Here is a 12386-nt window from a genome sequence, read left to right as displayed (position 1 = left end):
GTATCAGCCGATGGTGATGGCGTCGAGGCGCTCTCGGATGAAGTCGCCGCAGACGACCGGCGGGTGCGCGGCGCGACCGATCGGCGGCTCCAGTGTCTCCACGATCGCGTCGTGGTTGGCTTCGTAGAAGTAAACGAGTGATACCAAGTCCTCGTCGGGGGCGTCGGCCTGCGGCGGCAGGACGCGGTGGCGCGCGGACAGCCAGCGGTCGCCGGTCCAGCGGGCGAGCAGGTCACCGACGTTGATCGTGAACGCGTCCGGGTCGTAGGGGGCGTCGACCCATTCGCCGTCGGCGGTGAACACCTGCAGGCCGCCGCTGCCGTACTCGCGGTCGAGCAGCGTCAGCGTGCCGAAGTCGGTGTGCGGGCCGATCCGGAACTGGCCCTCCTCCGGTTCGCCGACGACACCCATCGGCGGGTACCAGTTGATGTTCAGCGTCCAGGTGGGGTGATCGGTCGTGGGGCCGAAGAAGGCCTCCGGGAGGCCCAGGGCCACGGCGCACACCTCGAGCAGCTGGTCGGCGAGCGTGCGCATCGCGGCCTGGTACTCGGTGAGCGTCTCCTGCAGCGCAGGGCTCTCCCCCGGCCAGACGTTCGGCAGGAACCACGCCGCGTCGACGACCGGGTCGCCGACCGGGGTGTCGGCGCCGATCGCGAACGTCTCCTTCAGGTCCGGCGGGGTCTCGGTGCCCTCCGCGTACCCATTGGCCTCGACGCCGGTCGGCAGCCAGCCGCGTCCACCGACCGTCGCGGCGTAGCGCTGCTTGACGTCGGCGGGCAGCGCGAAGAACGCCCGGGCGGCGGCGCGGGTCGCTGCGCGCAGCTCGGGCGCGATGCCGTGGCCGGTGACCAGCATGAATCCCGAGCGCTGCAGGGCCGCGTCGACCTGAGCGGCGACTCCCGCGCGGTCGTCGCCGGAGAACCAGGGGCGCAGATCGATGGACGGTACGGGCTCAGTCAAGTTCGGCTCCGATGTCCTCGGCCCACAGCTCCGGGCGGTTCTTGATGAAGTCGGTCATCAGCCCGATGCACTCGGGGTCCTCGAGAAGCGTGATCTCGACGCCGTTCTCCGCGAGCCAGTCGTGCCCACCGTAGAACGTCACCGCTTCGCCGATCACCACGTGCCCGATGCCGAACTGGCGCACCAGCCCGGAGCAGTACCAGCACGGCGAGAGCGTCGTGACCATGATCGTGTCGAAGTAGGTCGGGCGCCGACCCGCGTTGCGGAACGCGGCGGTCTCGGCGTGCAGCGACGGGTCACCGTCCTGCACGCGCCGGTTGTGGCCCCGCCCGAGCAGCGTGCCGTCGGTGGTGAACAGCGCCGCCCCGATCGGGACGCCGCCCTCCGCCAGCCCGGCTCGCGCTTCCTCGACCGCCGCGGCGAGCAGCGTGGATGGATCCAGCGTCGTCATGCAGACACTGTGCGCCCGACGGATGCAGAGGACAACTGACACGGTGTCCACACTCGGAGGGTGTTTGACTGACACCATGTCGCTGACGCTCGCCGAGCTCCTGCAATTCGAGGCGGTCCGGGACGCCCAACCGGAGGTGCTGGCCGGTCGGCGGGCGCTCGATCGACCCGTGCGCTGGGTGCACTCCAGCGAAATCTACGAGATCGGCCCGCTGCTCTCCGGCGGGGAACTGCTGCTCACCACCGGCCTCGGCCTCGCCGGCAGCGACGCGGGCGCGCGCCGCCACTACGTCCGTGACCTGGCCGAGCGTGGCGTGAGCGGGCTCGCGGTCGAGCTCGGACGCAGCTTTCCCGACGTTCCGGCGGAACTGATCGACGAGGCGTCGCGTCACGGCTTCCCCCTGATCGTGCTGCGCGCCGTGGTGCCGTTCATCCGGATGTGCGAGGCCGCGAACACCGCGATCGTCGACGAGGCCGCCCGGCGGCTCCGCCTCGGTGACCGCGTCACCCGGGAGCTGAACGAGGCGCTGATCTCCGGCGCCGGTGTCGCCGGCCTGCTGCGCACCGCCGCGGACGTCACCGGAGCGCCGGTCGTGCTGACGACGGTGAGCGGCGCGCTGGTGGCCTCCTACGGTGTTCCCGACGACCACGCGGCGTGGGCCACCGTGGACGCGGCCGCGGCGGACGCAGAGGTGATCGTGCACGGCCGCGCCTGGGGGCGGCTCGTCGCCGGAGCCGGGTCGTCGCTGCCCGCCGAGGACCTCGTGTCGACGATCGAGCGCACCGCGACCGCGCTGGCGGTGGAGATCCTGCGCACCGGCGACCCGCCGACCGAGCGGGAGCGGCACGCCGCCGCGCTGCTGGCCGACCTGGTCGCCGCGGGTGGGCTTGCCCCGGCCGAGGCCGCGGTCCGCACCGGGCTCGCGGGGTTCCGTCCGCCGCCGGGCCGGTCGCTGATCGGCGTCGCGGTGGACGCCCCGGAGACCCGGCCCGCGGTCACACTGATCGACTCCGCGGCGCGTCTGCTCGGCACCACCGCGCTGCGGGCCCGCGTCCGGGAGTCGGTACTGGCGCTGGTGGTGGCGCCGGACAGCACCGGCGACGCGGTGACTGCCGTCGAGGCGGCGTTCATCGAGGCCGGTTTCCGCTCCGGCGCGCCGCAGATCACTGTCGCGATCGGGTACCCGGTCGACGCCACGGGCACGCCGGGCTGGGCGGCGTCGCTCGAGCACGCCCGGGCCGCGCTGGCCCTGGCGCTGACCGGCGCCCGCCGTCGGGGCTCCCGGCCGACGGTCGTGCCCGCCCGCACACTGGCCCTCGAGTTGGAGCTGCGCCGGAGCGGCGAGCCCCACCGGCTCGATGCGTTCGTCGAGCGGACGATCGGCCCGCTGGTGGCCTGGGACGCCGGCCACCGCACCGAGCTGGTGCGGACGCTGGAGCTCTACCTGCGCCACGGCACCAGCGCCACCCGCACCGCCGCCGCGCTGCACCTGCGACGCCAGTCGCTCTACCAGCGCCTGGAGCGCATCGAGACCCTGCTCGGCCACGCACCGGCCGACCCGGCGCTCTACCCGGCTCTCCTGGCTGCGTGCCTGCTCGTCACGACGCCGTCGAGCTGAGCTCCTTCTGCGTCGCCGCGCGGCCGGACTTCCAGAGGCTCGCCACCGTCGTCACGGCCAACGTGCCGATGATGACCACCAGCGAGAGCCAGATCGGCACCTCGGGCACCCACTCGATCTCGTGGCCGCCGTTGACGAACGGCAGCGAGTTCTCGTGCAGCGCCTCCAGGATCAGCTTGACGCCGATGAACGCGAGGATGAACGAAAGGCCGATCGAGAGGTAGACGAGCCGATCGAGAAGACCTCCGAGCAGGAAGTACAGCTGCCGGAGGCCCATCAGCGCGAACACGTTCGCGGTGAAGATCAGGAACGGCTCCCGGGTGAGGCCGAAGATCGCCGGGATCGAGTCGAACGCGAACAGCAGGTCGGTGGTGCCGATCGCGATGAGCACCACGACCATCGGCGTCCAGATCCGCTTGCCGTTCTGGTGCGTGCGCAGCTTGCCGTCGCCGAAGTCCTTGGAGATCGGCAGCACCCGCCGCGACCACCGGATCAGCACGTTCTCCTTGAACTCCTCTTCCTCCTCGTGGTGGAACGCCAGGTTCCAGGCCGTGTAGAGGAGGAAGCCACCGAACAGGAAGAACACCCAGATGAAGCGCTCGATCGCGGCCGCACCGGCGGCGATGAAGATGCCGCGGAGCACCAGCGCGAGCACGATGCCGATCAGCAGCACCTTCTGCTGGAACTGCCGGGGCACCTTGAATCGGCTCATGATCACGAGGAACACGAACAGGTTGTCGACCGACAGGCTGTACTCGGTCAGCCAGCCGGCGTAGAACTCACCGGCGTACCGCCCGCCGGCCAGCCAGAGGACACCCAAGCCGAACAACAGCGCCAACGCCACGTAGCCGATGACGCCCAACGTGCTCTCGCGCGTCGAGGGCTCGTGCGGCCGACGCCCGATCACCCAGACGTCGAACGCCAGCAGGACGACGAGCGTGCCCAGCACGCCCCACTCCACCCAGACAGGTATGTCCACCGTCAGGCCTTCCTCGAGTCAGACCCGCGCCTTACATGGTGCGACAACGACGTCGCCGTGTGTCGCCGAACGCACGAACTACCCATGATCGGCCGTCACTTCACGGGACGCTTTCCGAGTAGCCCGCAGGCTGGTGAACGTGGTGACGGCCAGCGTGAGGATCACTACCGCCAGCGACAGGGCGGTGGGGATGTCGGGCACGGACGGCCACACGGTGTGTGCGTAGTGGAGGATCAGTTTGACTCCGATGAAAGCGAGCACGAACGCCAGGCCGAAATGCAGGTGCACCAGCCGGTCGAGCAGTCCGATCAGCAGGAAGTAGAGGGCACGCAGGCCCAGCAGCGCGAAGGCGTTCGCTGTGAAGACGATGTACGCGCTTTCGGTGACACCGAAGACCGCGGGGATCGAGTCGAGCGCGAAGACCAGGTCGACCGACAGGATCGTGACGACGACGACCAGCAGCGGGGTCGCGAGGCGCTTGCCGTCCCGCTTGACCGTGAGCGCGCTGCTGTCGGGGTAGTCGTCGGTGACCGGGATGAACCGTCGCAGCATCTTCACCGCACGGCTGTTGCCGACGTCCGGCTGTTCCCCGTGCGAGCGCACCAGCTTGATCGCGGTGTAGATCAGGAACGCACCGAAGACGACGAACGTCACCGCGAAGCGCTGGATCGCCGCGGCACCCACGGCGATGAAGATCGCCCGCATGACGAGCGCACCGAGGATGCCGATCAGCAGCACTTTTTGCTGGTGCTTGTCGGGTACGCCGAACGTCCCGAGGATCACCGCGAAGACGAAGAGGTTGTCGACCGACAGGCTCTTCTCGATCAGCCAGCCGGCGAAGAACTCGGTGCCCGGCTCGGTGCCACCGAAGATCATCACGCCGATCCCGAACAGGATCGCGAGCGCGATATAGATCACCGACCAGGTGGTCGCTTCCTTGAAGCCCACGTGGTGGGGACGTCTGGCATGCCAGATGTCGATGGCGACGATGATGGCGAGACCAGCGATGGTCGCGGCCCACACCCACAACGAGACGGACATAAAGCCCCCGGATCACGCGCAGCAAACATTACGTGTCCGAGGTCTCGCTACCTGCCGAAACAGGCCGGTGCCCGGGGTCCGTGCAGATCGTATCCGCACTCGCCGTATTGACCGGGTGGACCGTGGGGCTACTCCCCTCGTCGGTTCCCCATAGTAGGGGGCGTTCCGGCTTCAGGCCAAGGGAGACCGGGTGAGTGTTGAAACACCTCACCTCAGTGACCAGATATTCACGTGCGCGTTGCACAGAGCCTCGTGCATCGAGCGTACGTGCACCGAGCGTGATGCTTCTGTCGTCATCCCGACGGATAGGCTCCGGATCATGGTTCTGGAAGTTGCTCTCATCGACGTCACCCCCGGTAGCGAAGCGGAGTTCGCCGACGCGTACCGCACCGCAGTTACAGAGCTGGACGGCGCGGACGGCTGCCGGTCGATCCGCATGACCCAGGGCGTCGAGACGCCGAACCGGTTCGTGCTGCTCGTCGAGTGGGACTCGGTCGAGGCGCACGAGCAGGGCTTCCGCGCGACCGAGCGGTACACGCGGTGGCGCGCGGCGATCGGCCCGTTCTTCGCCGGGCCGCCCCGCGTGGAGCACTTCGTGGACGTGGCGGCGGAGTAGGACGCCGAACGGCCGGCCGCTGGGGGTCAGCGGCCGGCCGTCGTCGTGCGGTGGGTCAGCGCGGTGGGTCAGAGCTTCTGCAGCGTCCCGAACGCCTGCCGGATGCTCTGCAGGGCCTTGAGCTGCGGCTTCGCGGTGCCGTCCGCTTCCATGATGCGGAAGCCGTACTGGTGGCCGAGGCTGTCCGACGGCGTCTTGTAGCCGCAGTACGTCACGGCGAGCTTCACCTGCGGGTATTGCTGCCAGGCGAGGTAGTACGACCGGGAGATGTAGGACGCCGCGGTCTGCTCGTCCGGCACGCCGTTGAGCCAGACCTGGCCGGCCGGCACCGCGTCGTTCGAGTGCACGCTGAAGCCGAACTCGGTCCACCAGATCGGCTTGGCCGAGTCGCCGTTCTGCGCCATCAGGTTGATGATCGCCGGCATGTTCGTCATCCGGGCCTTGCCGGTGATGTCGGTCGACTCCGGCGCCTTCATCTGGTTGCCCTGGTACGGGTGGACACCCATGATGTCGAAGTTGCCCTTGGCGCCGTTGGTGTAGCAGTCCTTGATGAAGACGTCGTCGGTCTGGCTCGGGCCGGCGAAGATCACCGGCAGCGAGGAGCGGCCGGCCTTGATCGCCGCGTAGGAGGCCTTGAGGATCGGCACGTACTTCACCGCACGCTGGTAGGCGTCGGAGATGCCGCAGAACTCGGCGAGGTTCGGCTCGTTCCAGACCTCGATCGCCAGGATCTTGGACCCGTAGGTGGAGGCGAAGAACGTCAGCCACGGCTTGATTGAGTTCGGGTCGGTCGGGTACTGCTTGACCTCGCTACCGGTGTTGGGGCGCGACCACGCCGGCGACTGGTGGATCGTCACGAACACCTGCATGCCGCGGGAGCGGGCCTGGTCGAGCACGGTGTTGACGCGCTGGTGGTACCACTGGCTCGCGGTCGGCGCCACGTTCGTGGGCTGCGCGGACGACCAGCCGACGTCGAGGCGGATGACCTGGACCCCGTTCTCGGCGAGCGTGTCGAGGTGCTTGTAGAACATGGCGTTCGGCGTGGTGCCGTTCCAGTACATGTCCCACGTGCCGTGGAACTGAACCCCGACGACCGGCGGGGCGGCGTTCTGCGTGGTCGCGGCGTCGCCGGAAACTTCCTCGGCCTGGCCCGAGAAGCCCTCGGTGACCTCGGCGCGCGGGTCGGAGCCGAAGTCCAGGTCACTGATCAGAGCGGCTCCCGCGATGGCGGGGACGGCGATAGCGGCGGCGCCGAGCAGCTTGCGACGATCCATCGTCTTTACCTCCGGGAGAACAATCCGTGTTCCTGACGGCTGTCTCATCGGAAGCGAACGGGTACGGCACGAGTATCGTCCAGGAGCCGAACGGTAGCGCGTCCACACGCCGCCCGCCCGGCTCCCGGGGGGCTACTTGACGCCGGCGGCGTCCATGCCGCGGAGTTCTTTCTTGAGCTCGCCGATCTCGTCGCGCAGGCGGGCCGCGAGCTCGAACTGCAGCTCGCGCGCCGCGGCCAGCATCTGATCGTTGAGCTGCTGGATCAGGTCGGCGAGCTCGGCGCGGGCCATGCCCTCGCGGTGGGCGCCGACGCCGACCGTGGTGGCCTTCGACTTCAGCCCGGGCACCGGCGACTTCCCGCGGGACTGCTGCCGGCCGGAGCCGCCGATCAGTTCGCCGGACTCGTTCTCGGCCGCCTCGCGGTAGATGTCGTCGAGGATGTCGACGATCTTCTTGCGCAGCGGCTGCGGATCGACCCCGCGCTCGGTGTTGTACGCGATCTGCTTCTCGCGCCGCCGGTTGGTCTCCTCGATCGCCCGGCTCATCGACGGGGTGATCTGGTCGGCGTACATGTGCACCTGCCCGGAGACGTTACGGGCGGCACGACCGATCGTCTGCACCAGCGACGTCTCGCTGCGCAGGAACCCCTCCTTGTCGGCGTCCAGGATGGACACCAGGCTGACCTCGGGCAGATCGAGGCCCTCCCGCAGGAGGTTGATGCCGACGAGCACGTCGAAGTCACCCTTGCGCAGCTCGCGCAGCAACTCGACGCGGCGCAGCGTGTCGACCTCGGAGTGCAGGTACCGCACCCGGATGCCGAGCTCGAGCAGGTAATCGGTGAGGTCCTCGGCCATCTTCTTGGTGAGCGTGGTGACCAGCACCCGCTCGTCGCGCTCGGCCCGTACGCGGATCTCGTGCACCAGGTCGTCGATCTGGCCCTTGGTGGGCTTGACCAGCACCTCCGGGTCGATCAGGCCGGTCGGGCGGATGATCTGCTCGACGAACTCGCCTTTCGCCCGGCCCATCTCGTACTTGCCGGGCGTCGCCGAGAGGTAGACCGTCTGGCCCACCCGGTCCTGGAACTCCTCCCACCGCAGCGGCCGGTTGTCCATCGCGCTGGGCAGCCGGAAGCCGAAGTCGACGAGCGTCCGCTTGCGGGACATGTCGCCCTCGTACATGCCGCCGATCTGCGGCACGGTGCCGTGCGACTCGTCGATGACCAGCAGGAAGTCTTCCGGGAAGTAGTCGATCAGGCAGAAGCCCGGTGAGCCGGGCTCCCGGCCGTCCATGTGCCGGGAGTAGTTCTCGATGCCCGAGCAGAAGCCGACCTGGCGCATCATCTCGATGTCGTAGCTGGTGCGCATCCGCAGCCGCTGCGCCTCGAGCAGCTTGTTCTGCCGCTCGAGCTCGGCGAGCCGCTCCTCGAGCTCGGCCTCGATGCCGCGGATCGCCCGTTCCATCCGCTCCGGGCCGGCCACGTAGTGGGTGGCCGGGAAGACGTGGAGCTCGGTCTCCTCGTTGACGACCTCACCGGTGAGCGGATTGAGGTGGTAGAGCTTCTCGATCTCGTCGCCGAACATCTCGATGCGGACGGCGAGCTCGTCGTACGCCGGGATGACCTCCACCGTGTCGCCACGGACGCGGAACGTGCCCCGGGTGAAGTTCAGGTCGTTGCGCGTGTACTGCACGTCGACCAGCCAGCGCAGCAGCTTCTCGCGCTCGATCTCCTGGCCGACCTTCAGCGGGATCGACCGGTCGATGTACTCCTGCGGTGTACCGAGGCCGTAGATGCAGGACACGGTGGCGACCACGATCGTGTCGCGCCGGGTGAGCAGCGACATCGTCGCCGAGTGCCGGAGCCGCTCGACCTCCTCGTTGACCGAGGAGTCCTTCTCGATGTAGGTGTCGGTCTGCGGGACGTACGCCTCGGGCTGGTAGTAGTCGTAGTACGAGACGAAGTACTCGACCGCGTTGTTGGGCAGCAGCTCGCGGAACTCGTTGGCCAGCTGGGCCGCCAGGGTCTTGTTCGGCGCGATGACCAGCGCCGGCCGCTGGAGCCGCTCGATCAGCCAGGCCGTCGTCGCGGACTTACCGGTACCGGTGGCACCGAGCAGCACGACGTCGTTCTCGCCGGCCCTGACCCGGCGCTCCAACTCGTCGATCGCAGCCGGCTGGTCACCCGCCGGGTCGTACTCGCTGACCACCTCGAACCGGCCGGGACGCCGGACGATGGCCGTGGTCGCGCCGTGGGCGACGGTGTCGTCACGCAGGCCTTCGGGCGCGTTCGGACCGGCGGAGGGGCGGGCTGACGGACTCATGATTCAACGGTACGTCGGGGGTCCGACAGTTCTCCCCGACGCGAATCCCGGGCCTTCTCCCAGCGCGGCAACATCTCCTGCACCTCGGCCGAGATGAACGAGTAGAAGTCGCGCATCTCGGCCAGCCGGTGGCCCGCCACGGTGTCCTCGCCGACCGCCTCCACGCCGTCCGCGGCCAGGTCGATGACGCCCTGCATGAGCACCTTGTACTTGTGCATCACGGTGTCGTACCAGCCGTTGTCGGCGATGCGGTAGTGGTCACGGCGGCTTCCCGGCGCCGGCACGCGCTCGACCAGACCGATCGTCGTGAGCGTCTTGATCGCGCCCGAGATCGCACCGGCGCTGGCCTGGAGCGTCTCGGCCAGCTCGGGCATCGTCATCGTCGGACCCTCGGCGACCGTCAGTGCGGCATAGACCCTGGCGACCATGCGCTGGAGACCCATGTCGGTCATGAGCAGCGCGAATCGCTCCCGGTACTCGGCGCGTGGATCGTCGTTCATGTCCGAATCCTAGAGGCATTCTTTAATCTTCACAAAGTTGTGAAGACTCGATACCGTCAGAACTATGCCAACCAACGCGATCGAACTCGCGGGAGTCGTGAAGAGGTTCGGGCCGGTCCGCGCACTCGACGGACTCGACCTCACGGTGCGGTCCGGGGAGGTCCACGGCTTCCTCGGGCCGAACGGAGCGGGTAAGACCACCACGATCCGGGTCCTGCTCGGCCTGCTGCGCGCCGACGCGGGCGAGATCCGCCTGCTCGGCGGCGACCCGTGGAAGGACGCCGTGGCACTGCACCGACGTCTGGCCTACGTCCCCGGCGACGTCAACCTGTGGCCGACGCTGTCCGGCGGCGAGGTGATCGACCTGTTGGGCCGGGTGCGCGGCGGCCTGGACCCGACGCGGCGCAAGGACCTGCTCGACCGGTTCGAGCTCGACCCCCGCAAGAAGGCCAAGACCTACTCCAAGGGCAACCGGCAGAAGGTCGCGCTCGTCGCCGCGCTCGCGTCCGACGTCGATCTGCTGATCTTGGACGAGCCGACGTCCGGCCTGGACCCGCTGATGGAAGCGGCGTTCCAGCAGTGCATCAGCGACGAGCGGGCGAACGGACGCACGGTTCTGCTCTCCAGCCACATCCTGGCCGAGGCGGAGAAGCTGTGTGACCGGGTGAGCATCATCCGCGCCGGGCGGGTCGTGGAGACCGGCACGCTCAGCGAGCTGCGTCACCTCACCCGCACGTCGATCGACGCCGAGCTCGACCGGGAGCCGCACGGGCTGACCGACCTGCCCGGCCTGCACGACGTACAGATCGCGGGCAACAGGTTTTCGTGCCAGGTGGACCAGGCGGCGCTCGGCGCCCTGCTCGGCCGGTTGGAGGCGTCGGGCATCCGCAGCCTCACCAGCCGCCCACCCACGCTGGAGGAGCTGTTCCTCCGGCACTACTCCGAGGCGGCCACGTCATGACCGCGGTACTCACCGCGGAACGCCGGACCCAGGCGCCCGCTTCCAGCAGCGAGTTCACCGGAACGATGGCGCTGCTCCGGCTGGCCCTGCGTCGCGACCGGGTCCGCGCCACCGCGTGGGTGCTCGGCGTCACGCTGTTCGTGTACAGCCAGGCCGTACCGCTCAAGGACGTCTACCCCACCCAGGCCGATCTGGACTCGTTCGCCCGCGCCTACGGCAGCGGCGTCAACCCCGGCCTGGTCGCGATCACCGGCCCGCCGCGCGCGCTGAACACGTACGGCGGAGCGACGGCCTGGCAGGTGCTGACGTTCGCCGCCGTGATCCTCGCGCTGATGAGCTACCTCATGGTGCTGCGGCACACCCGCGCCGAGGAGGAGGCCGGCCGGTCCGACCTGCTCGACGCGGCGCCGGTGGGCCGCTACGCACGGCTGGCCGCCGCGCTGGTCCACGTCGCGCTGCTCAACGTCCTGATCCTGGTGCTCGGTGTCGCGTCGCTGCTCACCGTCGGTGGCATCCCGTTCAGCGGTTCGCTGGCGCTGATGGCCGGATGCGTCTCGGTCGGGCTGGTCTTCGCCGCGCTCGGCGCGGTCACCGCCCAACTGACCGAGCACGCGCGATCCGCCGGAGGCATCGCCGGTGCGCTGCTCGGGGCATCGTTCCTGCTCCGCGCGGCCGGCGACTCGGCGGCGGTCAACGGCTCGTCCGGCCGGTGGCTCACCTGGCTGTCGCCGATCGGCTGGGCCGAGGAGGTCCGGCCGTACGCCGGGAACCGCTGGGTGGTGCTGCTCGTCCCGGCGTTGGCGGTCGCGGTGCTGCTCGTCGCCGTCGTGGTGCTGCGAGCCCGGCGCGACGCGGGCGCGGGCGTGTTCCGGCCCCGACTCGGTCCGGCGTCCGCACCGTCCACGCTGAGCGGTCCGGTCGGCCTCGCGTGGAGGCTCCAGCGCGGCAGCGTCCTCGGGTGGGCGATCGGCGCCGGGATCGGCGGGGCCGTGTTCGGCGGGCTCGCCCAGGACATGGTCACCGCGGCGAACGACGACCCGAACACCGCGGAGATGCTGCGGGACTACACCGGGGCCGGTGGCAGCCTCGCCGACGTCTACCTGGGGATGATCTACCTGGTGATGGGCATGGTGGTGGCCGGTTACGCGGTCGCCGCGATGCTGCGGTTGCGGACCGAGGAGGAGTCGCTGCGGGCCGAGCCCGTGCTCGCGGGCGCGGTGAGCCGGGTGCGCTGGGCGGGGGCGCACGTGCTGTGGGTCGCGGTCGGCTCGGCGGTGATCCTGGCGTCCTCCGGCCTGCTGGCCGGGCTCGCCCACGGGCTGCGCACCGACGCGGTCGGTGCAGAGGTGACCCGGCAAGTCGGGGCCGCGCTCGGGCAGCTGCCCGCGGTGCTGGTGCTGGCCGGCGTCGCCGTGGCGCTCTTCGGTCTGCTGCCGCGGTTGACGCTGGTCAGCTGGGTGGTGTTGCTGCTGGCTGTCGTCATCGGACAGTTCGGGGAGATCCTGCAGCTGCCGCAGTGGGTGATGGACCTGTCGCCGTTCACCCACCTGCCGAAACTGCCCGGCGCCGACGCCACCCCGGCGCCCTACCGCTGGCTGGTAGCGCTCGCGGCGGCACTCACCGCCGCCGGACTAGCCGCCTTCCGCCGCCGCGACCTCGGCTGACGG

Annotated in this window: 11 protein-coding genes; 4 read left to right on the top strand and 7 right to left on the bottom strand. The window is 69.5% G+C overall.

All coding sequences use genetic code 11. From position 1 onward, the window contains the following. Window positions 1-3: 3 nt before the first annotated feature. Window positions 4-960: an isopenicillin N synthase family dioxygenase gene (locus ACGFY5_RS18330; RefSeq protein ID WP_392721214.1), complete on the bottom strand. Its 957-nt coding sequence runs from the start codon at window positions 958-960 to the stop codon at window positions 4-6. Beyond that, window positions 953-1411 carry a nucleoside deaminase gene (locus tag ACGFY5_RS18325; protein ID WP_392721213.1) on the bottom strand — a complete coding sequence of 153 codons (459 nt, stop codon included), beginning with the start codon at window positions 1409-1411 and terminating at the stop codon, window positions 953-955. The genes ACGFY5_RS18330 and ACGFY5_RS18325 overlap by 8 nt, the downstream gene beginning before the upstream one ends. A gap of 64 nt (window positions 1412-1475) precedes the next feature. Between ACGFY5_RS18325 and ACGFY5_RS18320 the strand changes: the two genes are divergently transcribed. Beyond that, a complete protein-coding gene (locus ACGFY5_RS18320; protein ID WP_392721212.1) occupies window positions 1476-3029 on the top strand; it encodes a PucR family transcriptional regulator in 1554 nt (517 codons plus the stop codon). On the opposite strand, the gene ACGFY5_RS18315 is transcribed toward ACGFY5_RS18320, so the two are convergent. Both ACGFY5_RS18315 and ACGFY5_RS18310 read right to left on the bottom strand, forming a co-directional pair. Further along, window positions 3010-4008 (bottom strand): TerC/Alx family metal homeostasis membrane protein, encoded by a 999-nt coding sequence (locus tag ACGFY5_RS18315; RefSeq protein ID WP_392721210.1) that lies wholly within the window; start codon window positions 4006-4008, stop codon window positions 3010-3012. The two genes, ACGFY5_RS18320 and ACGFY5_RS18315, sit on opposite strands and share 20 nt — an antisense overlap. A 78-nt stretch (window positions 4009-4086) precedes the next feature. Next, window positions 4087-5049, bottom strand: a complete 963-nt coding sequence (locus ACGFY5_RS18310; protein ID WP_392721208.1) for a TerC family protein — start codon at window positions 5047-5049, stop codon at window positions 4087-4089. Between the two features lie 319 nt (window positions 5050-5368). On the opposite strand from ACGFY5_RS18310, the gene ACGFY5_RS18305 reads away from it, so the two are divergent. Beyond that, the gene (locus ACGFY5_RS18305) at window positions 5369-5665 is read left to right on the top strand and encodes an antibiotic biosynthesis monooxygenase family protein (protein WP_392721207.1); all 297 of its coding nucleotides are present in this window, start codon (window positions 5369-5371) and stop codon (window positions 5663-5665) included. A gap of 68 nt (window positions 5666-5733) precedes the next feature. On the opposite strand, the gene ACGFY5_RS18300 is transcribed toward ACGFY5_RS18305, so the two are convergent. From ACGFY5_RS18300 to ACGFY5_RS18290, 3 genes are all read right to left on the bottom strand, one after another. Beyond that, on the bottom strand, window positions 5734-6939 hold the full coding sequence (locus ACGFY5_RS18300) for a cellulase family glycosylhydrolase (protein ID WP_392721206.1): 1206 nt from the start codon (window positions 6937-6939) through the stop codon (window positions 5734-5736). Between the two features lie 132 nt (window positions 6940-7071). Further along, a complete protein-coding gene (uvrB, locus tag ACGFY5_RS18295; protein WP_392721205.1) occupies window positions 7072-9258 on the bottom strand; it encodes an excinuclease ABC subunit UvrB in 2187 nt (728 codons plus the stop codon). Continuing rightward, complete coding sequence (locus ACGFY5_RS18290; RefSeq protein ID WP_392721203.1) at window positions 9255-9758, bottom strand: GbsR/MarR family transcriptional regulator; 504 nt, start codon at window positions 9756-9758, stop codon at window positions 9255-9257. Before ACGFY5_RS18290 ends, uvrB begins: the two co-directional genes overlap by 4 nt. 64 nt (window positions 9759-9822) lie before the next feature. Between ACGFY5_RS18290 and ACGFY5_RS18285 the strand changes: the two genes are divergently transcribed. Both ACGFY5_RS18285 and ACGFY5_RS18280 read left to right on the top strand, forming a co-directional pair. Beyond that, the gene (locus ACGFY5_RS18285; RefSeq protein WP_392721201.1) at window positions 9823-10719 is read left to right on the top strand and encodes an ATP-binding cassette domain-containing protein; all 897 of its coding nucleotides are present in this window, start codon (window positions 9823-9825) and stop codon (window positions 10717-10719) included. Next, the gene (locus tag ACGFY5_RS18280; protein ID WP_392721199.1) at window positions 10716-12383 is read left to right on the top strand and encodes an ABC transporter permease; all 1668 of its coding nucleotides are present in this window, start codon (window positions 10716-10718) and stop codon (window positions 12381-12383) included. The genes ACGFY5_RS18285 and ACGFY5_RS18280 overlap by 4 nt, the downstream gene beginning before the upstream one ends. Window positions 12384-12386 lie beyond the last annotated feature (3 nt).

Source organism: Cryptosporangium sp. NPDC048952, assembly GCF_043197895.1.
Classification (GTDB): domain Bacteria; phylum Actinomycetota; class Actinomycetes; order Mycobacteriales; family Cryptosporangiaceae; genus Cryptosporangium.
The sequence above is the reverse complement of the archived record's forward strand: the minus strand, read 5'-3'. Positions and strand labels throughout refer to the sequence as shown.

Coding starts and splice junctions, on each gene's coding strand:
- ACGFY5_RS18310 (WP_392721208.1), bottom strand. CDS start 5,049: ATGTCCGTCTCGTTGTGGGTGTGGGCCGCGACCATCGCTGGTCTCGCC.
- uvrB (WP_392721205.1), bottom strand. CDS start 9,258: ATGAGTCCGTCAGCCCGCCCCTCCGCCGGTCCGAACGCGCCCGAAGGC.
- ACGFY5_RS18280 (WP_392721199.1), top strand. CDS start 10,716: ATGACCGCGGTACTCACCGCGGAACGCCGGACCCAGGCGCCCGCTTCC.
- ACGFY5_RS18285 (WP_392721201.1), top strand. CDS start 9,823: ATGCCAACCAACGCGATCGAACTCGCGGGAGTCGTGAAGAGGTTCGGG.
- ACGFY5_RS18300 (WP_392721206.1), bottom strand. CDS start 6,939: ATGGATCGTCGCAAGCTGCTCGGCGCCGCCGCTATCGCCGTCCCCGCC.
- ACGFY5_RS18305 (WP_392721207.1), top strand. CDS start 5,369: ATGGTTCTGGAAGTTGCTCTCATCGACGTCACCCCCGGTAGCGAAGCG.
- ACGFY5_RS18290 (WP_392721203.1), bottom strand. CDS start 9,758: ATGAACGACGATCCACGCGCCGAGTACCGGGAGCGATTCGCGCTGCTC.
- ACGFY5_RS18325 (WP_392721213.1), bottom strand. CDS start 1,411: ATGACGACGCTGGATCCATCCACGCTGCTCGCCGCGGCGGTCGAGGAA.